Here is a 25,802-nt window from a genome sequence, read left to right as displayed (position 1 = left end):
TCGCGTCGTTCTCGTGTTTCTGCTCAAAAGATGGACTCAGCTTCTGCGCCGGGGTGAACGACTGATTAAAGCGCCGCGCTCGCCAAGCTCGCGGGGCCCATTCAAAGCGATCGGACTGCATCGCAAGCATCGCGGTTCCCCTGCCGGACGGTGCGCGGCTGACGTGATCCTCCACACCCGACCTTAAGACAAGCAGCCTATCCTTGCCCGGGATCGTCGACGATTTGGGGGCAAACGTGGATCAGGCCGCCTCGGCTGACATGGGTATGGAAGCGACGAACGACTTGGCTCGCGGTGATATTCCGGCCGCGCTGGCAAGCGATCGCTATGCGATCTCGTTTCGCCGCCGGTTCCACGCATTGACCATCATCCTTCTGATCGTCAACCTCGCCATCGGGCTGTTTGCGCGTCATCAGCAGCACGCCGTCATCAACCACGCCATCAACACCTACGATACCGCGTTCGTCTCCACGAACTACGTCAATCTCGCGCAAATCGCCTTCCAGCACTACGTCGACGAGCGTACGCGCGCTGCGAGCGAGGCCGAGACAGCCAAGGCGAACGAGCTGCTCGACGACGTGCTGGACAACATGGACGTTGCGATCGAACGGGCGAGTTCCGCCGCGATCCGAACCGCGGGGCGCGACGTCAGGGACAGGCTCGCCGAGCTGCACGACGTGGCGGTCGGGGACCCGAGCCTCGAGGATCGGATCATCGCGCTTCGCCAAAAGATGGAACGGCTGCGGCAGCGCAATTCCGACGTCGGCCTGAAGGCCCGTGACGACATCGAAGACCTGTCGTTGAAGGCCGATCTGTTTCTGTTCGCTTCGATCTTTACCAGCATCATCCTCGCGGGGCTCGTGCTGCTTGTCATGCAACGCATGATCAGCTCGATGAAGCGGCGTTCGAACGATCATCTTCAGGCGGCGCTCGAGGGAATGCCGCAAGGCCTCAGCCTGGTCGATGATCGTCTGCGACTGATCGTCTGCAACGCACAATATGCGGAGATGTACAATCTTCCCGCCGAGCTCACGCAGCCCGGCACGTCCCTCGGTGCCATTCTGGATTATCGGGCCAAGCATGGGTCGGCGACCGTTGGTTCGGAGGATTTCGTCTCGGAGAAGCTCAGCCAGGCGGCGCAACCGACCACCTTGACGTTCGAGCAGCAATTGCAGGACGGCCGCATCATCTCCCTGATCAAGGCTCCGCTAAATACAGGTGGCAGCATCGCCATCCATATGGACGTGACCGAGAAGCGGGCCTCGGAGAAGAAGATCGCATTCCTGGCGCACCACGACGCGCTGACGGCATTGGCCAATCGCGTTCAACTGCGTGAGCACATCGAGAAAACGCTTGGGAACGTCGAGCGCGGCGGGAAGGCGGCCATCCTTTGCCTCGACCTCGACAACTTCAAGGCCGTGAATGACACCTTGGGGCATTCGATCGGCGACGCCCTGCTTTGCGCGGTCGCCGAACGGCTGCAGGAGGTATTGCGCGCCGGCGACCTGGTCTCGCGGACGGGTGGCGACGAGTTCGCCATCGTGCAGTCGGCCGACGAGCTTTCTGCAGAGACCGTGGGCGGCCTCGCGTCCCGCATTGTTGAAACCCTGAGCGCGCCGTTCGACATCAGCGACCATACCGTCGTGATCGGAGTGAGCGTCGGCATCGCAATGGCACCGGACGATGGCGGCGATGCAGACCAGCTGTTGAAGAACGCTGATATGGCGCTGTATCGCGCCAAGGGCGAGGGACGCGGACGATTCCATTTCTTCGAACCGGAAATGGACGTCAAGGCCCAGAGCCGTCGTCTCCTGGAGCTCGATCTTCGCAAGGCGATCGGCTCGGGAGAATTCGAATTGTTCTACCAGCCGATCGTCAATCTCGCTGAGGACAGGATTACGGGCTTCGAGGCCCTTCTGCGGTGGAATCATCCGACACGCGGCAGGGTGCCACCCGGCGAATTCATTCCGGTGGCAGAGGAGACCGGGCTGATTACGTCGATCGGCATGTGGGTGATCCGCCAGGCCTGCATTGAGGCCAAGACATGGCCGTCAGACCTGCGTGTCGCGGTCAATGTCTCGCCCGTGCAATTCCGCGCCAAGGGACTGGCTTCCATGGTAACGTCGGCGGTCGCCAATTCCGGGTTGCTCCCCAGTCGGCTGGAGCTCGAAATCACCGAGACGGTGCTGATGTTCAACAACGAGGAGACGCTGGCGACGCTGCATCAGTTGCAGGCTCTTGGCGTTCGGATTTCGATGGACGACTTTGGAACCGGCTATTCGTCCTTGAGCTATCTTCGCAGCTTTCCATTCGACAAGATCAAGATCGATCAGAGCTTCGTTCGCGACCTCATCGACAATCCCGACTCGATCGGAATCATTCGCGCCATCGCTGGCCTCGGAAAGAGCATGGGCGTCACGACCACGGCGGAGGGCGTCGAGACCCAGGAGCAACTGGACCAGATGCGCATCGAAGGCTGCACCGAGGTGCAGGGCTATTTCTACAGCCGTCCAGTGCCCGCCAGCGAGATCGGCTCGGTCCTGTCAGGCTTTCGCGACCGCGCCCAGACCGCGGCCTGAGCGCGGCGCCGATCCGTCGGCGCGGGCCCGAGGGCCCGCCAGAGGCGGGCGTCTCGAAGGATGCGTCACGACAAAACCGCACGACTAAAATCGCTGCGAGACGCCGAAATAGAACCCGCGCCGCGGTCCGTATTGCGGGGCGAACACGCCGATGCCGGAGCCGTCGCGGATCTGGTAGATCGTGTCGAACACATTGACCACGTCGAAGCGCACCGTCGTCGGCTTGTTTGGTGCGACGATGGTGAAATCGTGCGACAGGCCGAGATTGACCTGCGTATAGCCGGGCAGGTGATCGGTGTTGGCAAAGCCCGAGCGCAAGCCGCTGCCATAGACCATCGACACGCTATAGCGCGTGCCGTCCCAGAGATAGGAAGCGCCGGCGGACCCCGACACCATCTGCGCGTGGTCGGTGTAGATGTAATGGCCGTCGATATAGGCGAGCTCGTCCGCGCCGAACAGATACTGGTTCGAGATAACGTTGGTCGCGATCTGTTTGGCCCAGGCGAGGTTGGCGTAAGCGCTGAAATTGCCGTTCTTGTAAGTCGATTTTAGCTCGACGCCGACATTCTCGCCGCGATCGTAATTGAAGCCGCTCAGCACATAGGCGGCGCCGAACTGGCCGTCGTCGAGCAGGTCGCGCGCCTTCTTGTAATAGGCGTCAGCGCCGATCTCGAGGCCGGGGATCGCATGGATATTCTGGGTCACACCGACGTCGAACACGTGCGAGCGCTCGGGCAGCACCGGGCTGTTCTGCCCGACCTCCGGTGTCTGCGTGTTGGCGGGCGCGCCGGGCGGGGTCACCAGCGCAAGATTGACAGGGCTAGCGATCACCTGCGAGGGCGGGGTGAAGTTGCGCGCATAGCCGGCGTGGAAAATGGTGCCGTCGAACGGCTTCCAGGTCAGGCTGACGCGCGGGCTAAGCTGGTTCGCATCGAAATATTGGTACATCTGGTCGAAGCGCAGGCCGGCGTTGAGCGTCAGATTGTTGGTGATCTTCCATTCGTCCTGAAGATAGGTCCCGATCAGCCAACCGGTCTTGGCATTGGAATCGAACAGCGAGAACGGATTGTCGGTCGTGCCGGTACCGCTGGGATCGAGCGGCAGCACCGTCGTCCCGCTGTTGACCAACGTTCGCTCCGCGCTCAACGATAGGCCGAAGCGCAGCGTGTGGGCATAGCCGATGCGCCATGCGGTATCCTGCTGGATGCCGTTGACCACGCTCTGGCGGTAGACGTCCGAAGACACGCCGTTGAAGACGAGGTCGCCGACCGGATCAGGGTAGAAGTGCAGCAGGCTGGTGCGGTTGAAATACGAGGTCTGTGTGTCGAAGGCGCCGTTCGAGGTCTGGTAGGAGACGACGTTGAACTGGTTGAACTCGTTCTGGTGCTCGTTGAGACGGGACGAGTCGAAATTCGAGACGCCGAACGCCGTGTTGACTGGCGCCTGGCCGGGATTGTTCGGGATCTGGAACGTCGCATTTGACGCGCCGCTCATGAAGGTGAGGCGGCTCGTTGGATCGATCATCGCCGACAGATAGAGAAATCCCTTCTCCTGGTTGGTGCGGTCGTGGATCGCATTGACCGACGGCGTCGGATTCTCGATGCCGAGATTGTTCTGCAGAAAGCGCCCCGACAGGAAATACTGCATCTGCCCGATCGTGCCGCCATATTCCACATTGGTCGAGATGGTGCCATTGCTGCCGCCATAGACGCCGACCAGGCCGGAATTGTTGAAGGCATCGGCTTTCGTCTGGATGTCGAGCACGCCGGCGGTGCGCTGGCCATACTGCGCCGGCAGCGCGCCGGTAAGCAGGCTGAGGCTGCCGACGATGCCGGTGTCGAGGATCTGCCCGAACGCGCCGACGCCATCAGGGAGCATCACGCCGTTGATGCGATATTGCAGATTGGCGTGCTCGTCGCGGATATGCAGGTCGCCGCTCGCCGCCGAATCCTGGGTGACGCCGGGGAATTGCAGCAGCACCTTGTCGAGCGTGGCATTGGAGCCCTGCGGGAGTGCCTCGATCGCCTGGTGCGTGAGCGTGTGGGTGGCGGCGCCGCCGGGCGGCAGCACGGATTCGCGCGCGGCATCCAGCCGTTCGCCCTGGCCTTCGACGGCGGCAGGCGCCTCGGTCTGCGGCCGCGTCTGCGACGTTGAACGTCGCTTGTCGGCAGCGACACGAACTTTTGGACGGCGCGGCGCCTGCGTCTGCTTGGGCGCATCGACCTCGACGGTCGGCAGCGTCGTGACGGGAGCCGTCGTCTGCGCCATGAGGCTTGCGGCGGGATAAAACGTCGTGAGTGCGGCGAGGCTCAAGCCTGCCAATCTTGCTTTTGAAGACACCATTGTCCTGATTTCCACTCGCGCGCCGCCGCGGCTCTTCAGAGCACATGCAGGCAGCACGCGCCGTCGACGCGCGACGGATCGTTTTGGATAGCCCGGCGCAATCGGCGCGCATGTGCGGCCGATGCCGAAGGCAGCTCAATCGATGGAGATCAGGAGGCGGGAGGGGCGCGCGGCTGGAACGCGTGCTTTGCCGATTCCAGGTGGATGAATTCGGCATCGGTGGTGCGGTAGAGCAGCTCGACCGCCTGCGGCAAATGCAGCAGAGGGGGCGTTGCGAACACGACCGTGCCAGCCATCGCGACCAATGCGCAGATCGCGCAATTGTCGTTATCAGGCTGCTCGCGATCAGGGTTTGCCGGCGACTGCTTCTGGACCGCCGCGCTATCGGGCGACGCTATGCTCTTGGCAATGGTCTTGGCGTGATCGCTCAGCTGGGACTGAGCAAGCGGTGCAGCCTGTGCGAACCAATGGCTGTGGCCGAAGGTCAGCGCGAACTGCACCAGCATCGCAAATATCGCGAGCCGGGCACCGTGCCTGATATTCGACCGGAACCACTTCATCTGGAAAACGTACCCCGCATCGCGAGACGCCGACCGGGCGCCGCGATGTTACAATGTAACATCGCGCAATCGGTCAGCTGATGTCAACGGCAGGCGAGGCTGCGTGCGCAAGCGGTCGATCCGATGTGGCGTCCGGGCAACGCGATCGTCGCGCTCTACCGCCCCTCGCGCACCCAGGTCGCGGCAAACGCGCCGAGCAGCAGCAACAGGCCGATCAGGCCGGCGAAGATCGGCAGCACGCCGACGCCCTTCACCACGCTGGCATCGCGCATCCGCACGCCCATCCAGCCGTCGCCGGCGAAGACGCTGGTCGAGCGCACCGGGACGATGCGCGGCAGCTCGACGCTGCCGCCATCGGCGATCCGCACGGAATTGCCGCCGGTCGCCTGCGTCAGCGGCTTCAGCGTCTCGGTGGTGGAGGTGACTTCCGAGAATTCCTTCGGATTGGTCGGGCCGACATTGATCAGCGCCTTCAGCGTACCGTCGGTCGCCTGCCACAGGCCGAGCTCGTTTGCGGGAAGGCTGGCGCGCCACTCGCCGGGATCGCCGGCGGAGAGCGTCAGATCATGCGAGACGCCGGAAGGCGAGGTCACGCTCACCGGCTGCACGCTGTCGGCCATGGTCTGGCGCACCACGACGAGATCCTTGCCCTGCACCTGCAAGCGCAGCGCTTCCTCGTCGAGATCGGGCTGCTTCATCAGCCAGTGCGACATCCGCCGGAGCAGATCGAGATGCGGACCGCCGCCCTCATAGCCGCGCGCCCACAGCCAGATGTGGTCGGACAGCAGGAGCGCGACGCGGCCCTCGCCGAAGCGCGACAGGAACAGCAGCGGCTTGCCGTCCGCACCGGTCATCACAGGCGGGTTGACCGCGTTGCGGGTTTCGACGGTGCGGAAGAAGCGGCTCCAGTGCGGCGGCTCGAACGCCGAGCCTTCCAGCCCGCGCGTGACCGGATGGCGTTTGCCGATGTCGGAGAGATGCGCATAGAACGGCTTCTCGGTGACGCCAACCGGCTCGGCCGGCAGTACCGAGTCCAGCGGCGTGCGCCAGATGCTGCTGGTCGAGGCATAGTCGGGGCCCGCCGACACCAGCACCGCGCCGCCCCCGCGCACATAGCGTGCCATGTTCTCGAAATAGGGGATCGGCAGCACGCCCTGGCGGGCATAGCGGTCGAAGATGATCAGCTGGAATTCGTTGATGTGCTGCTGGAACAGCTCGCGCGTCGGAAACGCGATCAGCGACAATTCGTTGATCGGCGTGCCGTCCTGCTTCTCCGGCGGCCGCAGAATTGTGAAATGCACGAGGTCGACGCTGGCGTCGGACTTCAAGAGGTTGCGCCAGGTGCGCTCGCCGGAATGCGGCTCGCCTGAGACCAGCAGCACGCGCAGCTTGTCGCGCACGCCGTCGATGGCGGCGACGGCGCGGTTGTTGACAGGGGTCAATTCTCTTTCGAGCGGCGAGGCCTCGATCTCGACGATGTTCTGGCCGGCATGCTTGATCTCGACGTCGACGCTTGCGCTCTGGCCGCTTGTCAGCGTGCGCTCGTTGATGACCTCGCCGTCGCGGCGCACCGTGACCTTGGCGCGCTCGCCGGTGACGCCCTGGTCGTCGAGCTTGTAGGTGATGGTCTGGTTCTGGCCGACGATGCCGAAGCGCGGCGCCGCCGTGATCGCGATGCGGCGGTCGCGCTCGTCCTTCTGTCCGGTGATCAGCGCCTGCACCGGCGCCTGGAAGCCGAGCGCGGCGGCGCTCGCCGGGATGTCGTGGACACGGCCGTCGGTGATGAGGAAGGCGCCGGCGACGCGGTCGACCGGCACGTCCGACAGCGCGGAGGCCAGCGCGCCGAACAGCTTGGTGCCGTCGGTCTCGCCGTCCGCCTGTCCGGCATCGACGACGCGCACTTCGAGTCCCTTGATCTTCTTCAGGGTGTCGACCAGCGCCTCCTGCGCCTTGGCGGCCTCCTGGTTGCGCTTGCCGAAATTCTGGCTCGGGCTCTTGTCGACGACGACGGCGGCGACCGAGGTGAGGGGATCGCGGTCCTCGCGCGTGAAGGAGGGATTGGCGAGCGCCAGCAGGAACAGCGCCAGCGCCGCCACGCGCACGGCCGCACCGCGCGCCCGCGCCACCAGCAGCACGATGGCGATGAGGACAATCGCAGCGAGCGCGATCCAGAGGACGATCGCGGGGACAAGCGGCGTGAACGCGATGCCGTAATTCATGTCGATCCTATTGCCCCAACCGTTCGATCAGGGCCGGCGCGTGCACCTGGTCGGCCTTGTAGTTGCCGGTCAGCGTGTACATCACGATGTTGACGCCGGCGCGGTAGGCGAATTCGCGCTGGCGTGGTTCGCCCGGTGTGAGCGGCAGCATCGGCTGGCCGTCGGGACGGAGCGCCCAGGCGCCTGCGAGGTCGTTTGAGGTGATGATGATCGGCGAGACGCCGTCGCCGCCACGTGCGGGGCGCTGCGCGCTCTCGTCGTCATCCTCGCGCGGCAGCGCCTCCACCCAGGTCTGGCCCGAGTTGAAGCGGCCGGGGAAGTCGCGCAGCAGATAGAAGGTCTTGGTCAGCACGTGCTCGCGTGGCACCGGCTCGAGCTCGGGCACGTCGAGCGAGGACAGGATCTCGCGCAAGGCCTGCATGCCCGGCGTCTGCGAGGCGCCGTTGTCGCCGGGCGGTGCCTCGATGGCGTCGCGGGTGTCGAAGATCACGGTGCCACCCTGCTTCATATAGGCGTCGATCTTGTTGATGGCGTCCTGCGGCGGCTTTGGCTGGCCCGGCACGATCGGCCAGTAGATCAGCGGGAAGAAGGCAAGCTCGTCGCGCGCGGGATCGAGGCCAACGGGATCGCCGGCCTCAAGCGCAGTGCGCTGCGCCAGGAACAGCGTCAGGCCGGACATGCCGGCCTTGACGATGGAATCGACGTCGGCATTGCCTGTCACGACATAGGCGAGACGGGTCTGCGACGTCGACTTCATCGCGAACTCGTCTGATGCACTGTCGGCGCGGGACGGCGTCGGCGAGAGCATCGCGGCGCCTGCGAGCATGACGCCGAGCAGAATCATGGCGGGCGCGGCGCGACGGCGCAGCAGCGCAGCGAGACCGCCACCGAGCAGCGCGACGATGAGGGCGTCAATCAAGAACAGCGCCAGCGAGGTCGACAGCAGCCAGCCGCGCAGGTCGCGCGGCTCGGCATTGGTGTAGGTGGCGTGCCGGGCGCGCAGGGGCGCGGTGTTGAGGGCGGCGATGCGGTCGGCGCTGGCGAGCGTGTTCACGGCGAGCGGTCCTTCTGCCGGACCGTAGAAGCCGGGCGGATGGTCCGGCGTGGCGCGGTCGCGATAATCAGCCGTCAGCGGCTTGGCGGTGGCGGGCGGCGGCGCGAAGGCACCGAAGCCGTCGAGCATGTGCAGCGGCGCCAGCGTCTCGGCGTTTGCCTCGGTGGCGACGCCGGGGCCGGGCTTGGACGTGTAACCGGACATGTCGACGACGCGCCGGAGCATTTCGACGAAGGTGCCGGACATCGGCAGATCCGACCAGCGCATGTCGGCGCTGACATGGAACAGGCTGACGATGCCCTTGCCGCGATGCTCGCCGGTCACGAGCGGCGTGCCGTCTTCGAGCGAGGCCCAGCTCCTGGTGGCGAGCACCGCATCGGGCTCGGCCAGCACCTGCCGGCTCACGGTGACGTCCTTGGGGACGGCGACGCCGGCGAACGGACCGTCGGCGGCAAAGCCGGCCAGATGCTGCGGCTTCTCCCAGGTCAGGCTGCCGCCGAGCGTGCGGCCGCCCTTGCGCAGCTTGACCGGCACGAGATCGTCTTCGGCCTGCGCCAGCCTGGGGCCCGCGAACCGCACCAGCACACCGCCCTGGTCGATCCAGGCGTTGAGGCGCTCGCGCAATTCAGGCGCGACGGTGCCGACATCGGCCAGGATGATCATCGGCAGCTTCTGATCCAGGAATTGTGTGATGCCCTGCTGCGGCGAGCCCTTGTCGGCCAGCCGCACGTCGGCAAATGGCGCCAGCGCGCGGGTGAGGTAGAAGGTCGGCGCCAGCAGCGGCTGTGCGGTCTCGCTGGTCGAGCCCGAGACGATGCCGATGGCGCGGCGGCGCCAGCGCTTGTCGAGCAGCTGCACCGCGCCGGCCGAACGCTCGCCTGATATTTCGAGCCTGGAGATGTCGTTGCGCAGCTCGACCGGCAGGTCGAAGGCGGCTTCGACTTCCTTGTCCTGCATTCCGAAGGTGAAGCGTGCCTCGCCGATCGGCGAGGCCTTCTGGTCCAGCGCCCGCACGGTGCCGGCGAGAATGCCGCTGTTGGTGCGCAGCACCTTCACCGTCATCTTCGCAGCCGCGTTCTCCGCCGCGACCAGAGCGAGCGGGGAGGAGGTGCCGCCTTCGAACAGCGTCAAGCTGCGATCCCCTATGGTCTTGCCGAGACCAGCCACGAACTCCTCGCCGCGGCCGGTGTCGACGCCGTCGGACAGCCAGGCGATCTCGCAATCGCCGGTTGCTTTGAGGAAACGATCAATCGCGGTGAGAGTTTCAACGCGGTCGATCGAATAGGGCTTTGGCACGATCTGCCGCAGCGCAACCCGCGCCGCGCCGGCCGGCATCAAGGTGATGTCGCGGTTCGGCTCGGACAGCGGCACCAGCGCGATGGCGCGGCGGTCGTTGTCGGCGTTGGCGATCAGCTCGTCGGCGGCCCGGATCCTGATGTCCCAGTTCGAGGCGGCGCTCCAGCCGTCGTCGAACATGATCATCAGCGGGGCCTTGCTGGCGGCGAGGCCAACTTGCGGATTCCAGATCGGGCCGGCCGCGGCGAAGATCACCAGCGCCCCGGCGAGCAGCCGCAGCGCGGTCAGCCACCATGGGGTCCGTGAAGGCGTCTCTTCGCGAGGCGCGATGTCGAACAGCAGGCGGGTCGGCGGAAATTCGATGCGGCGCGGCCGCGGCGGCATCACGCGGAGCAGCCACCACAGTACAGGGAGGCTGACGAGGCCGATCAGCAGCAGCGGTTCGGTGAAGGCGAGCGGCAATCCCATCATGCGGCCGGCCCTGCCTTGATCGAGGTGGTGCGGGCGCCCGACTTGCTCACCTGCATGCCGGCATGGAGGAACAGCAGCAGCTCGGCGGCCGAGCGGTCGGTCGCATGGGTCGTGAACAGCCAGTCGAGCTTGTTGGTTTCGGCGCGGATCTGGTCGCGGTGCAGCGCAAGCCGCGTGGTGTAATCCTGCACCCAGCTCTCGGCGCGGCCGGCGGTGATCACGCCGAACCCTTCCGGCTCGACGAACTCGACGCGGCCGGAATAGGGGAAGCTCTCCTCGGCTGGATCGACGATCTGCACCAAGGTGCCGTGCGCGCCGGAGCCGGACAGACCTGCGAGCGTCGCCTGGATCTCCTGTAGCGGCGACCAGAAATCCGACAGCACGATGGTCTCGGCCAGCGCCGCGGGCACGAAGGACGGCGGCAGGCTCAGCCTGATGGCATCGTCATGCAGCATCGCCTGCGCCATCTTGTCGATGACGCTGCGGCTTGCGGTCGGTGCCATCAATCCGGGAATGCCGACACGCTCGCCGCCCGCAACCAAGAGCTCGGCCAGCGCGAAGGCGACGATCAGCGTGCGCTCCAGCTTGGACTCGCGCGCGGTCTTCGAGGCGAACGCCATCGACGGCGAACGGTCGGGCCAGATCCAGACCGTGTGCGAGGCCTCCCATTCGAGCTCGCGGACATAGAGATGGTCGTCGCGCGCCGATCTCCGCCAGTCCACATTCTGCGACGGCTCGCCGGAGACGAAGCGGCGGTACTGCCAGAAATTCTCGCCGGAGCCGGCGCGACGCCGTCCATGCAGACCATGGATGACGTTGGCGGCGATACGGCGGGCCTCGAGCACCAGGCGCGGCAAGGACGCGGCGAGCGTGCGGCTTTCGCCATCGGCACGTCGGATCGCGATGATCTCCTTCGCCGTGTGCCCGTTCTCTGCTGCCATCAACCGATCCGCGTCTTCAATTGCCTGATCACATCAGGAATCGTCCGCCCTTCCGCGCGTGCCTGGAACGTCAATGCCATGCGGTGCTTCAACACCGGCTCGGCGAGGTCGAGCACGTCGTCGATCGAGGGCGCCAGACGCCCGTCGATCAGCGCACGGGCGCGCACCGCCAGCATCAGCGACTGGCTGGCGCGCGGGCCGGGGCCCCAGGCGATGAACTTGCCGGCCTCGCCGCTGTCAGGACCCGGGCGCGCCGAGCGCACCAGCGAGAGGATCGCCTCCACCACGGAATCGCCGACCGGCAGGCGGCGCACCAGCCGCTGCGCCGTGATCAGCGCATCTGCCGTCATCGCTCCCTTGGCCAGCGTCTCCTCGGCGCCGGTCGTTTCGAACAGGATGCGGCGCTCGGCCTCGCGATCGGGATAATCGACGTCGATCTCCATCAGGAAGCGGTCGAGCTGCGCTTCGGGCAGCGGATAGGTGCCCTCCTGCTCCAGCGGGTTTTGCGTCGCCAGCACATGGAACGGCTTCGGCAGATCGTGGCGCGCGCCGGCGACGGTAATGTGCTGCTCCTGCATCGCCTGCAGCAGCGCCGATTGCGTGCGGGGGCTGGCGCGGTTGATCTCGTCGGCCATCAGCAGCTGGGCGAACACAGGACCGGAGATGAAGCGGAACGAGCGCTTGCCCGCGGTGCTCTCATCCAGCACTTCGGCGCCGAGAATGTCCGACGGCATCAGGTCAGGCGTGAACTGGATGCGCTTGGCATCGAGACCGAGCGTGACGCCGAGCGTCTCGACCAGTTTTGTCTTGGCAAGGCCGGGCACGCCGATCAAGAGCGCATGTCCGCCGGAGAGGATGGTAACCAGCGTGTTCTCGATCACGCGATCCTGGCCGAAGATCACCGATGCGATCGCGTCCTTTGCCGCGCGCACCTGGGCAGACACCTGCTCGGCCGAACGGACGATGCCGTCTTCGAGCTTCTCGACACTTTCCGCCATCCGTTAGCTCCTTAAGCCCGCCACGCGGCTTTCCTGCGTCGTCTGATAATCGCATCAAGTTGCGTCATCAGCTTCGGTCATGGGCCCTATGCTAGACTTGCAGGAAGGCCATGTATTCGTTGAATTAACCTATCCCCACCTTATCGGCTTCGGGGTATGTACGGCATCACGAAGTGGAGACCTCCACACCGGACTTGCACGGGGTGGAACCGTACAGTTACGTACAACGTAGACCTGCACCAATCGTGCCAACGGACAAAGTCAGGGCAAACCATGGCGAACCAAGGGCAGAGCGCCGATCGCGGTCTCGAGGGGCTGACTGCCGCCGCCAAAAGTGCTGCCAATGCCGAAGGTGCCAAGAAGGGCCTGCCTCCGGTGCATCTGTGGAATCCGCCGTTTTGCGGCGATCTCGACATCCGAATCGCCGCCGATGGTACTTGGTTCTACATGGGCACGCCAATCGGACGTCACGCGCTGGTGCGCCTGTTCTCCACCATCCTGAAGCGCGAGGGCGACAAGCATTTCCTCGTCACGCCCGTGGAGAAGGTCGGCATCCGCGTCGACGACGCGCCGTTCATGGCGGTGGAGATGCTGACCAGCGGCGAGGACAACCATCGCGTGCTGAACTTTCGCACCAATGTCGATGATTGGGTCACCTGCGATGCCACGCACCGGCTGCGCTTCGAGCAGGCGGCGGATGGCGGGCTGACGCCATATTTGCACGTCCGCGCCGATCTCTGGGCCAAGGTCACCCGCGCGCTCTATTACGATCTGGTTGACATGGGCGAAGAGCGGATGGTCGATGGCCAGCCGATGTTCGGCGTCGAATCATCAGGCGAATTTTTCGCGATGGCCGACGCGGAGCAGGTGAGGGCCGCGCTTTGAACAAGCTGATCAAGAACGAGAAGAGCGAGCCCGCCGCGTTCCGCGCGGCGGATTTCTTCGCCCGCTCGAAGGCAAAGCTCGGCTTCGACGTGCCGCCCGGCCTCTACGATCCCAACATCATTCCGGCCTCCGGCGATCCCGGCACCGACAAGATGCTCGAGATCGTCGCGCGCGAGCAGCCGGTGCGGCCCGCGGCCGTGCTGATCGCGGTGGTCGACCATCCCGAGCCGACCATCCTGCTGACGCAGCGCTCGGCGCACCTGAACGATCACGCCGGCCAGATCGCCTTTCCCGGCGGCAAGATCGACGCGATCGATTCCTCCCCGCTCGATGCCGCGCTGCGCGAGGCCGAGGAGGAGGTCGGGCTTAGCAGGGATTTCGTCGACCCGATCGGCTATCTCGATCTCTATGGCACCGCGTTCGGCTTCCGCATCCTGCCGACGGTCGCGAGGGTCCGCCCCGGTTTTCAACTGACGATCAACCATTCCGAGGTTGATGATGCATTCGAAGTGCCGCTATCCTTCCTGATGAATCCGGCCAACCACCAGGTCCACAGCAAGGAATTCCGCGGCATGGAGCGGTTTTACTATGCGATGCCGTTTGCGGAGCGCTACATCTGGGGCGCGACGGCCGGAATGCTGCGTGTGCTTTATGAGCGGATCTATTCGTCATGATCCGGCCGGTTCTGACCGAGATCGGAATTTTCCTCATCCCTTTTGCCGTCTATGCGCTGTTCCTGGCCGCGACGCGGTCCGGCCTGTTCGTGCAATCGTCCTGGCCGGTCACTATCGTCGCGCGTCTGGTGCTGGTGGCGCTGGTGCTGGTCATCGCCGGGCTGATTGGCCTTGCGCATTTCTCCGGCGCCGCGCCGAACTCGACCTACATTCCCGCCCATATCGAGAACGGCAAGCTCGTGCCGGGCAGGGACAGCTGAATGGAAAGATAAGGGCCGGACGATGAGCGCGGAGCCGATACTCGCGGATGCGCCCTGGCTGACCGCAGGCGGGACGGCGCGCGTCCTGCAACTGCTCAACGCGGATGGCGAGGAAGCGCGCGTGGTCGGCGGCACCGTGCGCAACGCGTTGCTCGGCCTGCCGCCGGGCGATATGGATATCGCCACCACGGCGCTGCCGGAGGAGGTGGTGCGACGCGCGAAAGCCGCCGGCATCAAATGTGTGCCGACCGGCATCGACCACGGCACCGTCACGCTGGTCATCGACGGCGCGCCCTATGAAGTCACGACGCTGCGCGAGGACACCGAGACCTTCGGCCGCAAGGCCAAGGTCGCGTTCGGCCGCGACTGGGTGAAGGACGCCGAGCGGCGCGACTTCACCATGAACGGCCTGTCGGTCGACGCCAGCGGCGTCGTCTACGATTATGTCGGCGGCATCGCGGATGCCAAGGCGCGGCGCGTCCGCTTCATCGGCGCGCCCGATCAGCGCATTGCCGAGGATTATCTGCGTATCCTGCGCTTCTTCCGGATCCATGCCGCGTTCGGCGTCGGCGAGCCCGACCGCGACGGCACGCTCGCCTGCATCCGCGGACGCGCGGGGCTTGCGACGCTCTCGGCCGAGCGGGTGCGCATGGAGATGCTGAAACTGCTGGTGGCGCAAGGCGCCTCCGCCGCGGCGCTCGCGATGGCCGACGCGGGCCTGCTGCAAGCCATGATCGGCGGCGTTGCCTATACCGGGCCGCTGACCGCGATGATCGCGATCGAGCAGACGCGCGGTCTGGTGCCCAGCAGCACGCTCCGTCTCGCCGCGCTCACCGTCGCCGTCACCGAGGACGCCAAGCGGGTCGCGACGCGCCTGCGGCTCTCCAATGCGGAAGCCAAGGCGCTGGATTCGATGGGCCATCGCTGGTGGCGCTTCGCAGCCATGGACGAGGCTCGTGCACGGCGGCTGCTCTACCGGCTCGGCCCCGAGCGCTATCACGATCGCGTGTTGCTGGCCTGGGCGCGCAGCGGCGTTGATGCGAATTCGTCGCGCTGGCGCGAGCTCGCCGAGCTGCCGCAGCGCTGGACCGCACCGAAATTTCCGCTTCGCGCTGCCGACTTCATCGCACGCGGCATGGCTGAAGGACCCGCGCTCGGACATGTGTTGACGCTCGCCGAGGACGCTTGGCTTGCGGCGGATTTTCCACTAGAGGAAGCCGCACTCGCTTCCATCGCCGATCAAGCCGCAGCACGCGCCACTCGCGAGAGAAATTGACCATCGTCTCAGGCTTCGCCGACATCTCGATTTTCCAGCTGCTGCTGGTCGCGATGATGGCGTTGTTTGCCTCGATCATCGGTGGTCTCGCCGGTTACGGCACCGGCGCCCTGATGCCGCTGGTGCTGGTGCCGCTGGTCGGCGCCGAACCGGTGGTGCCGATCATCGCGATCTCGGCGCTGTTCACCAATTCAAGCCGCGCAATTGCCTATCTCCGTCACGCCGACCGCCGCCGTGCGCTGATCGTGCTGGCCTGCGCCGCGCTGACCACCGCGCTCGGCGCCTACGGCTATACCCGCCTCACCAATGCCGGCGCCGCGATCGTGATCGGCACCATGCTGATCCTGAGCGTGCCGCTGCGCCGCGTGCTACGGCGCCGCGAGGTCAAGATCGGCGACACCGGACTTGCGGCGGGCTCGGTCGGTTACGGCGTCCTGGTCGGCGGCACGTCGGGCTCGGGCGTGATCCTGCTCTCGCTGCTGATGGCCGCAGGCTTAGAGGGCGCCGCCGTGATCGCGACCGATGCGATGATCTCGCTCGGCACCGGCCTGATCAAGATCTCGGTGTTCGGCCTCGCCGGCGCCGTGACCGCGCAGGTGCTCGCCTTCGCGCTGCTGATCGGCGGCATCGCCATCCCCGGCGCGTTCCTGGCAAAGGCCTTCGTCGAGCGGATGCCGGTACACATCCACACCGCGATCCTCGACGTCGCCGTGATCACCGGCGGTCTCGTGATGATCTCGGCGGCGGCGAAGCATTTGATCGCTTGAAGGGGCTTGTTCAGCGCGCGGTTGTGCCGGGCGTCACGTTCAGCGGCGCTCCCCCGACCGAGATCGGACCCGACGGGGTCGCGACACGCGGCGGCTTCTTTGGCCGTGGGGCGGTGCGCGCTGCTGGAGCCGGCGCGACAACAGGCGCTGGAGCCGGCGGCATCGACGCAACAGGCCCGGGCGCCGGAGAGGGGGCGATCGGTGGCTGCGGGGCCGGGCTCTTCAGTGCATCGATTTTCGAACTGAGGTCGGCGAGCTGGCTCACGATCGCCTTCAGCTGCTCTTGCTGATCGGCAACAGCCTTTTCGATCGCGGCCACATCGTCAGCCGTCTTTTGCTGCGCGGCGAGCAAGTCCGTCATGACCGCTTTGTCATTGGCGCTGGTCTCGGCATCCGCAGCCTCGCGCCCGGCGGACTGAATGAACAATCCCGGGTTCAGCCAGACGTAACCGGCGCCTGCGCCTGCGAGCGCAAGGACGACGGCCACGAGGAGCGCAAGCGGCCACCGGCGGCGCGACGCTGGAAGGAAAGGCGGTGGCTCCACGACGGGCCAGCTGGGAGGCGATTCGGAATTCATCCGAATTTCCTAGTCAGCCTTTTCGCCCCGCGCAATTGGCGCTTTGGCGATCGGCATGCATAGGGGGGCCCCGTCGAGGTTCTGCGACAGAGAGGCTGGGCCAAACGCTCAGCCTCTCAGGCGCAGCAGTCCGGCACTCGGCTTCGGTCGCTTGAGTTGAGCGAGCCGAAAACTGCTGGCGGATACCGTTTAAGCGGCGGTTGCCAGCACGCGCAGGCGATGACCGTCGGGATCGAGCGCAACGAAGGTATGTCCGAACGGCATTGCGGTCGGAGGCTGCGCAATCCGCACCCCGCGGGTCAGCCATGTGTCGTAGGTCGCGCGCACTGCTTCCTCGTTCGCGGCCGCCCATGAGATCTCGCTGCTGCCGCCCTCGGAAGCAGACGGCGGCGCCACGGCGTCCCGCTGCCACAGGCCCAGCATGGTGCCGTGCCCCAGCGGCAGAACCACGAATTTGGGAGACGATTGCGCGACGGGGCACCCCAGCAGGGTCTGATAGAAAGTGGAGCTCGCTTGCGCGTCGTCGACATAGAGCACCACGAGATTGAAATCGGCCATTTGCATCTCCTGTTCAGCTTGGCGATGGCCGTGGCTTACAGGACGGTGCTGTCAGTTTTTGTCAGCATGATCAGTTTCCGGAATGCATTCCCGCTGCTTCCACTCCCGCAGCAAGTCAGTGCGGCGTCGCGGGTAGCGGCGCTCCGTGAGCGTGATCGACAGGATCCGGTCGGTGCGGAAATGGCGGTAGTCGCCGCGGCTCTCGCACCAGGCCGCCACCATGCGTACAGAATCGAAGAACCCGAGCGCGATCGGCCAGATCGTGCGATGAGTGCGGTTGTCCCGTTCGTCGCTATAGGTGATGCGCAATTTGCGCTCGTTGCGGATGGCGGCGCGAATGATCGGCAATTCGGCATCGCCTGCCGCCGGATCGCGGCGAGCGACCATCAGGCCCGACGTTTCCAGGCTCCGCTGCAGGTCATCAGGCAGCACGGCGGCGATCTTGGCAAGCGCGTTATTGGCGGCCTTTCCGAGCGGCTCGTCCGGCTGTGCGGCGACCCACCGGCCGCCCAGCACCAGCGCTTCGATCTCCTCTTCCGAGAACATCAGAGGCGGCAACATGAAGCCCGGCCGCAGCACGTAGCCGATGCCGGCCTCGCCATCGATGTGGGCCCCTTGGCCCTTCAGCGTCTCGATGTCCCGATAGATCGTCCGCAGAGAGACGCCGAGCTCCTCGGCCAGCCGGCCTGCCGCCACGGGCCGACGATGACTTCGCAAGAGCTGGATCACATCAAGAAGGCGTTGAGCGCGCGACATGCCGGCTCATATCACGCCCTGCTGCCAGATTCTGTCAGCATTAGTTTCCAGCTCGGCTGCGATCATGGCGTCCGCTCGTTCCCTTCCAGCGAGATGCCGCTTTATTGCCGGTCCGCCCCCGGCTAGTCTCGATCCATCTGTTCAGACGACATCCACCTTTAGCTCCGCCGCGAGACGGGAATCGGTGTGTTCCGGAAGGATGACAGGATGCGGGCAGTGATCATCGGCGCCGGAATGGGCGGGTTGATGACCGCACTGGCGCTGCGGCAATCCGGCGTCTTCGCATCGATCGATGTCTACGAGCAGACGAAGGTGCCCAGCACCGCGGGCGCCGGGTTGAACATTCCGCCCAACGGGGCGCGGATCTGTCGCTGGCTCGGCGTCGACCTCGATGGCGGGGATCCCAAGGGGCCCGATGGGGCGATCGACGGCGGCCGGGCGGCCATTCTGGAATCGACGCGGCAGTTCAACGCGGATGGCAGCGTGACGAAGCGGCCGTTCGATCATGTCACCGCCGCCGGCGATGGCGCCGGGTTTCATCACATGCACCGGCTCGACCTGTTGATGTGCCTCTACAAGCGGGTGTTCGAGTTCGGTCCCGCCAGCGGGGCGCCGTGCCCGATCACAGTGCACATGGACAGCCGGCTGACCCAGTTGCGTCAGACCGAGGGCGAGGTGACGGCGACATTCGCGAATGGCCGGACCGCCACCGCAGAGGTTCTCGTGGGAGCCGACGGAATCAACTCCGCCACATTGCAACTGGCCTGGCCGAACCCCCGCCCCAAGCGCTGGACCGAGGTGACCTGTTTTCGCGGACTGATTCCGCGGACGGTGGTCGCCGCGCTTCGCAAGACCGACGGCAGCGCGCTCGACAACAACCCCATCGATTCCTTCAGTATGGACCGCCATCGCAACGACAAGAGCGGAGCGACGACGTATTGGGTGCGCGGCGGCGAATTGTTGAACGTGTGGATCGCCCGCTACGAGCCCGATTCTGCCGCGTTCGAGAAGGAGGAAGGCGACTGGTTTCCGGTCGGTCGGGAGGAGATCGTTCGCGAGGTGGGCGAGGCATTCACCGGGCACCCCAGCAGAGACGATTTGCTGGCTCTGGCCGGCGCGATCGTTCGTCCGACGAAGTGGGGTCTCTACGATCGTGACGCGCTCGAAACCTGGTTGCAGGGTCGCATCTGTCTGCTTGGCGACGCGGCGCATCCGATGCTTCCCACCTTTGGCCAGGGCGCCGCGCAGTCGTTCGAGGACGCCGCCGCACTCGGCTGCGCCTTCGCCCTGCACAAGGACGACGTGGCGACGGCGATGTTGCACTATGAACGCGTGCGGCACTACCGCGCGACCCGCTTCCAGCTCGGCTCCAAATTCGCCTTCGATCATCTGCGAGCCAGGGACACCGCCGAGCAGAAGGCGCTGCTGGAGAAGCTCGACGAGCGCGTGAGCCCGGCCTTCGCCCACGACAAGCGCGGCGGCGAGGACGATTCCTGGATCTACGCCTACGACGCCCGCAAGATCGGCACCGAGCTGCCGCCCAAGAGATTGGGGCCGTGGGACTTCCGCGGCGCTGCCAAGGCCAATTATGCCGCGATCACCCGCACGCTCTGGACGCCAACGGCCCCCGCCAGGGATCGGCGTCCCGTCACGCGCGCCGAGGTCGCCCGGCACAACAGCCGGGACGATTGCTGGGTAATCATTCGGGGAAGAGTCTACGACATCACCGAGTGGGCACCCCATCATCCCGGTGGCGCCGGCATCGCCCGGATGTATGCCGGCAAGGAAGCCACCGCCGAATTCGGCGACTACCACAGCGCTGAGGCCGTCGCGCATATGGCACACTTCTGCATCGGCGACCTCGTCGAGGCGCCAGCCACCTTGCCATGAGTGGTTGGGCGAAGGCCACGAAGCGTCAGCTTGCGTGGCGCGCAAACTTCAATATCGTTGGCAAGTCCCCCTCATCTGACGACCAATCTTCCCAGGAGCCAACACCATGAATGCGATCTCGGTGCCCCGTGGGATCAATCGCCCTGCGGGCAAGGTCGACATCCCGTCTGCCTGGCTGGGCAAGGAGATGAGCGTCCATCCTGAGCGATGGCTGGTGTCGCTTTCTGCCAGCGAGATAGCTGAACTCGAGAGTGCCGCTGAAGCCTATCTTGGCAGCGGCAAGGAGATCGCCGAGATCACCAAGGAAAGCTTTCCGCTTCCTCGCCTCAGCGCCCATCTGGAGGAGCTCAAGTCCAGGCTCCTGACGGGCCTGGGCTTCGAAGTGATCCGCGGCCTTCTGGTGGCAAACTACAGCCAAAAGTTTGCCGCGACGATCTTTTGCGGGGTGGGCGCGCATCTGGGATCGGCACGGTCGCAGAATGCAGCGGGGCACATTCTCGGTCATGTCCGCGACATCGGTGCCGACGCGGGGGATCCGAACGTCAGGATTTACCAGACGTCGGAACGACAGACGTTCCACACGGATTCGTCCGACGTTGTCGGCCTGTTGTGCATTCGCGAGGCGATGGAGGGAGGGGATTCTCTCCTCGTCAGCACCTCGACCATCTACAACAAGATGTTCGCCAGGCGTCCCGACCTTGCCGCTCTCCTGTTCGAGCCGATCGCGACGGACCGGCGCGGCGAGGTGCCGGAGAACGAAAAGCCCTATCTCGAAATCCCGGTGCTGAACTGGCATGCGGGATTCCTCACCGGGTTCTATCAGCGCCAATATATCGACAGCGCGCAGCGCTTTCCCGATGCGCCGAGACTGACGCCTGATCGGATCGAGGCGCTCGATCTCTTCGATGCGCTCGCCAATGACCCCAATCTGCATGTCGCCATGCGGCTTCAGCCGGGAGACATGCAGTTCGTCTACAATCACGCGCTGCTGCACGACCGCACCGGATTCCGCGACTGGCCCGATGCAAGCCAGAAGCGCCATTTGCTGCGCCTCTGGCTCAGCATGGAGGGCGACCGGCCGCTGCCCGACTGCTTCAGGCAGCGCTATGGCTCGATCGAGATCGGCAACCGCGGCGGCATCGTCGTCAAAGGCACCAGGCTGAACGTGCCGCTGGATTGACGTTTGCGGCGCACGAAGTCCGGTGCTGCCTACTCATCGTCCTCGTCGTCCTCTTCCTCTTCCTCGTCCTCCTCCTCATCCTCTTCCTCTTCCACCTGAATGAGGGTGGCGAGCGGCAGCGTCTCGCGGAAGAGGTCGCCTTCCATGCCCATCCAGAGGCAGAGCACGTCCTCGCCCTTGACCTCCGCGACGGTCAGCGGCTGGCCGCCCGATTTCAGCATGACGATGTCGCCGGCTTTCAATTCCATGGATTGTCCTTTCGTGTTGATCGACCGGATGCGAAGCTAGCAACCTGTCATGACACGCCGAACACGGCCGGCTCGGGCGGGGCGAGGGGCTGCAGCAGGCCGGCGCTCGAGCGGTCGGCCGTCTGCCAGTCTCCGCTGATATCGGCCAGCCGGAGATATCTCATCGCGAATGCGGCGAGCGGTGCGAAGATGAGGAACAGAAAGACGAGCAAGGGCTTTCCTCAGAGATGGTGTTCAGCAATGATCTGGCCGCTGCCTGACGACGGGAAGTAGGGGCACAGCAACTCGGTTTCCCCCCTGTAGCCGTCCCATCCCAGCAGCCCGAACATCATGTGCGTGTCCGCCATCAAGGCTTCGCCGTTGCACTTGGTCGAATACTCCGGAAGCATGCGGACGAATTCGGCATAGCGCCGCTCCTTCCAGAGGTCGAGAACCCGCAGGTCCATCTGCCGGTTGAATTCGCTGCCAATTTGTTCCCATTGTCCATCGCCGACCTGCTCGTTGGATACGAGCTTGTGCGACATCGAGCCGGACGCGAGCACGGCGACCTTGCGATCGGACGCCGCGATCGCCCTGGCACAAGCGGCCCCGAATTTGCGGTTCTCCTCGACGGTGGCGAAGATCGGCGCGGCGACCGAGAGGACGCGGGCCCAGCCGCGTTCGTTCATGTAGTGCATCGGCACGATGGTCCCGTATTCGAGCGGCAAGGTCTCGACCTTGTGTGCCAGCACCTGAAGCCCGTCCTTGGCGGCTTCTGCCGCGATTGCATCGCCAAGCTCGGGATCGCCCGGATAATCGTACGCCATGTTCTGGATCATGTGGGGAGCTTCATGGCTGGTGTAGACGCCGCGATGACGCGCATTCGCGTTCATGTGACAGCCGAAATTTGAAATCCAGTGCGTGTCGAACACCAGAAATGTGTCGGCGCCTCGCTCGCGCGCCCGCCTGCCGATCTCGCGCAGGGCCGCAATCGCGGCAGCGCGCTTCCCCTTCAGGGGACCTTCCCGTTCGGAAATCATGATCGAGGGGACGTGCGCGATCTTGGCGGCCAGCACGATCTCTCCCACGGAGGCCTCCCTTCCCTGATTTATCGTTGCTGCGATCGTAGTAATTGAGATCCCGGCGACAATTGATTCAGGTCAAATCGACGCTACGGCTTCGCTCGCCAGGGCGTGTACTCAGAGATGCGCCAATGTCAGCTTTCGGCGTCAAGCAGAAATTCCATGCTTGACCAGAGCATTACTGCCTGTGTCCGACCTCAGTGGCTTGGTCTGATAATTCCACTGGCCTGTTTTGGAATGTGACGCCCGTCATGGTTTTGGTGCGAGCCAACAGGCATGCTCGTTCAAGATCAATGGCCAAACGCCAAGCAAGGAGCCGGACCATGATGAGCAGCAACAATCGCGAACTGAGCTTCGCCGAGTTGGCGAATGTGAGTGGCGGCGGCGTCAAAGGGGCCGTTGAGGGGGTGTGCCGTAAAGAACCAACATCTGGCGGTCAGAACGTCCCGGCCCAGATGTTTCAACAGATCTTGCAGCAACTTACTCAAGGCCAAGGTTGAGAGTGGGACTGCCTCAGTGGGCGGCCCCTTTCATTTCAGCCCACGTTGACTTCTGCTGCTGGCCACCCCGAGCTTGCGACCCAGCCGTCGAAATGAGGGCCTCGCGGTTCTTGGCATCCGTGAAATTTATCTGCTAGATTACATGCATATTGCTTTCGATTTCAGACGACTATGAATTCCGGATATCAAATCATGTTCGTCACCGTCGTTGCCGTGCTTTGCCATTTGTCCGCTTCAGACTGTACTGAGGTGCTCGTCACAAACTCCTCCTTAGATGCGGGCGTCACATTTCAAAGCTGCATGATCGGCGGCCAGGCGTCCTTGGCGCAATGGAAGGCGAACCATCCAATCTACCGGTCCGACGATTGGCACATCGATCGCTACAAGTGTGTGGCGGGGCGATACGAGGCCAGGGCAAGAATCTGATTTGACCGTCTTGCACAAGGTCGGCTTGTGGCCCGTTGCTGGCCTGCGCTCAAATATGAGTCGATGTCTGCTTCCCGAAGGTAAGGCGACCTTCGTTATGCGGGCTACTGAGTTCAGTTCGTGACCCGAAGCAGTCATCTTGCGGATCACGCGGCACCCATATCCCCTGTCAGATAATTGCGCTCGACCGTGTCCGCTATGATGGCAAGCAGCTGCTGTCGAACAGTTTCGGCCTTTGCGACCACTGCATGCCAGTCAGGGTCTTCCAAGATTGCGCCGTCGTCGCAGTCATCGTTCGCTTTATGGGAGATGATCGCCTCACCGAGGGCGGACAAGAGGTCGAATTCTTTGGAACTCAGATGTCCATGGTCCCGCGCAAACTGAAGCTGATCAGCGTCAGGATATGAGCAGCAAAACTCTACATACGACCAATGCGGACTGCTGGTTGGCGGCGTGAGCCAAGTTCGGCGCTGATAGCCTAAATCCGCAATCTCATAGACGGAGCCGAACCACTGGCGTCGAAGACGCGCCAAACTCTCGGGAGCGATACCTGCCAATTTCGAAATCCCACGCTTGCCCTCATTGAAGCCACCTAAGGTGTACTATAGGTGCAGTTCGCTACTCTATCAAACTATGCCTGCAATGTCAGCCTTTGGCCCGTTGCTGGCCTGCGCCCAAATATGAGTCGATGTCTGCTTCCCGAAGGTAAGGCGACCTTCGTTATGCGGGCTACTGAGTTCAGTTCGTGACCCGAAGCAGACAACCTGCGAGCAAGTACGGATTAGCCGATGAGTACGTAACCGGATTGAACGAGCATGTTCGCCAGCGCTTCCGTGCGCCTATCCATGTCTTCGCCCTTGCGGACCCAAATCAAAAAATCAGCATCTGAGAATTCGGTACCGTCCGCAATTTGCGCGACGATCTCTAGCTGACCAAAGCATTGCCGAAAGTAATAGCCATCGGGGTAGTTTACACTATCTCGCTCTTCCCACCGGTCCGACTGTGCTAATTTCGCAAGATGCTCGGCAAAGTCGCGGAGTGCCATGGAGCGGGGTGCTTTCACAAAGAACGCCGGGACCTCGTTGGCGCCTTTAGTCGGGTTGTCTTTTGCCAACTGATCGCGAACCCATCGAATTTCTTGCTTCGCGTCACGTTCGGCGTCCTCTGGACTGCTGTAAATACCAGATACTCCGGACATCACCTTCCAAGCGTAGCCCTCGTCTTCCCAATCTGTCTCAACCGCGAATTGGTAGGTCTCTGGCCGTTGCGAGAAGATAACGAGACGGGCTTTCCCGTCTTCACGTTCAACAACTTTGATACGCTGTTCTGGGGGGATGACAATTTCACCGCTCATTGAACGATACCGCCGCTTCAGTTGGCTGGCCTCTATTCATATCAGGTTAAAGGAAGAATGTCCTAAGTAGAGAATGTCTCCTTCTGGCCCGAAGCCGCCAGTAAGGGCAGAGCAGAGCCTGTCTGCTCTGCCCCCAAAATCAGACGTCAACTTGTTCTGCTATCGCGAGGGGTCGTCTACCTCGATGCCGAGATATCGAACGGTGCTCTCGATCTTAGTATGCCCCAGAAGGAGCTGTACGGCCCGCAGGTTGCCGGTTCGGCGATAGATCAAGGTCGCCTTGGTCCGGCGAAGGGAATGCGTCCCGAACAGATGCGGATCCAATCCGATGTCGGCGAGCCATCGGGATAGGAGGCGGGCATACTGGCGGGTCGTCATATGTCTACTCAGCCGCCGCCCGGTGAACAGGTATTCTCCTGGCTTCTTGCCCGCAAACCGCAGGTAGTCGTCGATTGCCTGCCGGGTTGATTCCGTCAGTTCAAACTTGACTGGCCGGCCGGTCTTCTTCTGTCGGACGACCGCGCGATCCGCCGTATACCCGCCCGGCGCAACGTCATCGACTCTCAATGCGACGACATCGCAGCCGCGCAGCTTGCTATCGATGGCGACGTTGAACAGCGCCAGATCACGCGTTCGGCCTTCGACCTGTAGCTTGGTTCGGATTGACCAGACGTGCTTGGGACGGAGCGGCGGCTTTGCGCCGATGATCTTCCCCTTGTTCCAAGGAACGTGTCTCGAGATGGCAGGGATGGTGCTTGGGATGTCGGTCATGTTGACCTCCTCATCTAGTGAGGCTGGTCATTTTCAGCCGGAGCCCTTCCGATCCCACGCCCGCTTTGAGACGATTGGAGACGTACTTGGGACCAATTCGAGCGATGACAGGACCGATTGTGACCCAGAGCGGACTTCCTCTGTTTAGGGAAAATTGA

At 64.1% G+C, this 25,802-nt stretch carries 24 protein-coding genes and 1 pseudogene; 10 read left to right on the top strand and 15 right to left on the bottom strand.

What is annotated here, in order from left to right; translation table 11 throughout:
• Positions 1–236: 236 nt before the first annotated feature.
• The gene (locus XH89_RS29560; RefSeq protein WP_194463871.1) at positions 237–2,579 is read left to right on the top strand and encodes a bifunctional diguanylate cyclase/phosphodiesterase; all 2,343 of its coding nucleotides are present in this window, start codon (positions 237–239) and stop codon (positions 2,577–2,579) included.
• 84 nt (positions 2,580–2,663) lie between these two features.
• Here the strand turns inward: XH89_RS29560 and XH89_RS29555 are convergent, their stop codons facing one another.
• The 6 genes from XH89_RS29555 to XH89_RS29530 form a co-directional block, all read right to left on the bottom strand.
• Positions 2,664–4,892, bottom strand: a complete 2,229-nt coding sequence (locus XH89_RS29555; RefSeq protein WP_246767647.1) for a TonB-dependent receptor — start codon at positions 4,890–4,892, stop codon at positions 2,664–2,666.
• Positions 4,893–5,071: 179 nt separating this feature from the next.
• Positions 5,072–5,482, bottom strand: coding sequence for a DUF2946 family protein (locus tag XH89_RS29550; RefSeq protein ID WP_194463869.1), 411 nt, complete (start codon positions 5,480–5,482; stop codon positions 5,072–5,074).
• Positions 5,483–5,637: 155 nt separating this feature from the next.
• Entirely contained in the window at positions 5,638–7,701 is a 2,064-nt protein-coding gene (locus tag XH89_RS29545; RefSeq protein WP_194463868.1) for a hypothetical protein, read from the bottom strand.
• Positions 7,702–7,708: 7 nt separating this feature from the next.
• Positions 7,709–10,522: a DUF4159 domain-containing protein gene (locus tag XH89_RS29540; protein ID WP_194463867.1), complete on the bottom strand. Its 2,814-nt coding sequence runs from the start codon at positions 10,520–10,522 to the stop codon at positions 7,709–7,711.
• Entirely contained in the window at positions 10,519–11,463 is a 945-nt protein-coding gene (locus XH89_RS29535; protein ID WP_194463866.1) for a DUF58 domain-containing protein, read from the bottom strand. The genes XH89_RS29540 and XH89_RS29535 overlap by 4 nt, the downstream gene beginning before the upstream one ends.
• Entirely contained in the window at positions 11,463–12,461 is a 999-nt protein-coding gene (locus XH89_RS29530) for a MoxR family ATPase (protein WP_194463865.1), read from the bottom strand. Before XH89_RS29530 ends, XH89_RS29535 begins: the two co-directional genes overlap by 1 nt.
• Before the next feature lie 273 nt (positions 12,462–12,734).
• On the opposite strand from XH89_RS29530, the gene XH89_RS29525 reads away from it, so the two are divergent.
• From XH89_RS29525 to XH89_RS29505, 5 genes are read left to right on the top strand one after another with little or no spacing between them, the layout of a single operon-like run.
• The gene (locus XH89_RS29525; RefSeq protein ID WP_194463864.1) at positions 12,735–13,346 is read left to right on the top strand and encodes a DUF1285 domain-containing protein; all 612 of its coding nucleotides are present in this window, start codon (positions 12,735–12,737) and stop codon (positions 13,344–13,346) included.
• A 5-nt stretch (positions 13,347–13,351) separates the two neighbouring features.
• Positions 13,352–14,020: a CoA pyrophosphatase gene (locus XH89_RS29520; protein WP_371825239.1), complete on the top strand. Its 669-nt coding sequence runs from the start codon at positions 13,352–13,354 to the stop codon at positions 14,018–14,020.
• Positions 14,017–14,280, top strand: a complete 264-nt coding sequence (locus XH89_RS29515; protein WP_194463862.1) for a DUF6111 family protein — start codon at positions 14,017–14,019, stop codon at positions 14,278–14,280. Before XH89_RS29520 ends, XH89_RS29515 begins: the two co-directional genes overlap by 4 nt.
• 22 nt (positions 14,281–14,302) lie before the next feature.
• Positions 14,303–15,556, top strand: coding sequence for a CCA tRNA nucleotidyltransferase (locus XH89_RS29510; RefSeq protein WP_194463861.1), 1,254 nt, complete (start codon positions 14,303–14,305; stop codon positions 15,554–15,556).
• Positions 15,553–16,323, top strand: a complete 771-nt coding sequence (locus XH89_RS29505; RefSeq protein ID WP_194463860.1) for a sulfite exporter TauE/SafE family protein — start codon at positions 15,553–15,555, stop codon at positions 16,321–16,323. The genes XH89_RS29510 and XH89_RS29505 overlap by 4 nt, the downstream gene beginning before the upstream one ends.
• A gap of 10 nt (positions 16,324–16,333) precedes the next feature.
• On the opposite strand, the gene XH89_RS29500 is transcribed toward XH89_RS29505, so the two are convergent.
• From XH89_RS29500 to XH89_RS29490, 3 genes are all read right to left on the bottom strand, one after another.
• Complete coding sequence (locus tag XH89_RS29500) at positions 16,334–16,810, bottom strand: hypothetical protein (protein WP_194463859.1); 477 nt, start codon at positions 16,808–16,810, stop codon at positions 16,334–16,336.
• Between the two features lie 279 nt (positions 16,811–17,089).
• Positions 17,090–17,458, bottom strand: coding sequence for a VOC family protein (locus XH89_RS29495; protein WP_194463858.1), 369 nt, complete (start codon positions 17,456–17,458; stop codon positions 17,090–17,092).
• Between the two features lie 51 nt (positions 17,459–17,509).
• Positions 17,510–18,214: a YafY family protein gene (locus XH89_RS29490; protein ID WP_194463857.1), complete on the bottom strand. Its 705-nt coding sequence runs from the start codon at positions 18,212–18,214 to the stop codon at positions 17,510–17,512.
• Between the two features lie 207 nt (positions 18,215–18,421).
• On the opposite strand from XH89_RS29490, the gene XH89_RS29485 reads away from it, so the two are divergent.
• Both XH89_RS29485 and XH89_RS29480 read left to right on the top strand, forming a co-directional pair.
• Positions 18,422–20,104: a cytochrome b5 domain-containing protein gene (locus tag XH89_RS29485; RefSeq protein ID WP_194463856.1), complete on the top strand. Its 1,683-nt coding sequence runs from the start codon at positions 18,422–18,424 to the stop codon at positions 20,102–20,104.
• A 106-nt stretch (positions 20,105–20,210) separates the two neighbouring features.
• On the top strand, positions 20,211–21,284 hold the full coding sequence (locus XH89_RS29480; RefSeq protein WP_194463855.1) for a TauD/TfdA family dioxygenase: 1,074 nt from the start codon (positions 20,211–20,213) through the stop codon (positions 21,282–21,284).
• A 29-nt stretch (positions 21,285–21,313) separates the two neighbouring features.
• On the opposite strand, the gene XH89_RS29475 is transcribed toward XH89_RS29480, so the two are convergent.
• From XH89_RS29475 to hpaD, 3 genes are read right to left on the bottom strand one after another with little or no spacing between them, the layout of a single operon-like run.
• Positions 21,314–21,532 carry a YodC family protein gene (locus XH89_RS29475; RefSeq protein ID WP_194463854.1) on the bottom strand — a complete coding sequence of 73 codons (219 nt, stop codon included), beginning with the start codon at positions 21,530–21,532 and terminating at the stop codon, positions 21,314–21,316.
• A 47-nt stretch (positions 21,533–21,579) separates the two neighbouring features.
• Complete coding sequence (locus XH89_RS29470) at positions 21,580–21,744, bottom strand: hypothetical protein (protein ID WP_194463853.1); 165 nt, start codon at positions 21,742–21,744, stop codon at positions 21,580–21,582.
• Between the two features lie 9 nt (positions 21,745–21,753).
• On the bottom strand, positions 21,754–22,599 hold the full coding sequence (hpaD, locus tag XH89_RS29465) for a 3,4-dihydroxyphenylacetate 2,3-dioxygenase (RefSeq protein ID WP_194463852.1): 846 nt from the start codon (positions 22,597–22,599) through the stop codon (positions 21,754–21,756).
• A 317-nt stretch (positions 22,600–22,916) separates the two neighbouring features.
• Here hpaD and XH89_RS29460 point away from each other — a divergent pair, with 317 nt between their 5' ends.
• Together XH89_RS29460 and XH89_RS29455 are read left to right on the top strand one after the other, a co-directional pair.
• Complete coding sequence (locus tag XH89_RS29460) at positions 22,917–23,093, top strand: hypothetical protein (RefSeq protein ID WP_194463851.1); 177 nt, start codon at positions 22,917–22,919, stop codon at positions 23,091–23,093.
• A 192-nt stretch (positions 23,094–23,285) separates the two neighbouring features.
• Positions 23,286–23,519 (top strand): hypothetical protein, encoded by a 234-nt coding sequence (locus XH89_RS29455; RefSeq protein WP_194463850.1) that lies wholly within the window; start codon positions 23,286–23,288, stop codon positions 23,517–23,519.
• Between the two features lie 146 nt (positions 23,520–23,665).
• On the opposite strand, the gene XH89_RS29450 is transcribed toward XH89_RS29455, so the two are convergent.
• From XH89_RS29450 to XH89_RS29440, 3 genes and pseudogenes are all read right to left on the bottom strand, one after another.
• A complete protein-coding gene (locus XH89_RS29450) occupies positions 23,666–24,076 on the bottom strand; it encodes a hypothetical protein (RefSeq protein ID WP_194463849.1) in 411 nt (136 codons plus the stop codon).
• Between the two features lie 224 nt (positions 24,077–24,300).
• Positions 24,301–24,873 carry a hypothetical protein gene (locus tag XH89_RS29445; RefSeq protein ID WP_194463848.1) on the bottom strand — a complete coding sequence of 191 codons (573 nt, stop codon included), beginning with the start codon at positions 24,871–24,873 and terminating at the stop codon, positions 24,301–24,303.
• 139 nt (positions 24,874–25,012) lie between these two features.
• A pseudogene (locus XH89_RS29440) lies at positions 25,013–25,644 on the bottom strand (tyrosine-type recombinase/integrase).
• Positions 25,645–25,802: the final 158 nt, after the last annotated feature.

This window comes from Bradyrhizobium sp. CCBAU 53340 (assembly GCF_015291645.1).
GTDB lineage: Bacteria > Pseudomonadota > Alphaproteobacteria > Rhizobiales > Xanthobacteraceae > Bradyrhizobium.
Note: the sequence above shows the minus strand (reverse complement) of the source record. Positions and strands in the feature narration are given on the sequence as shown.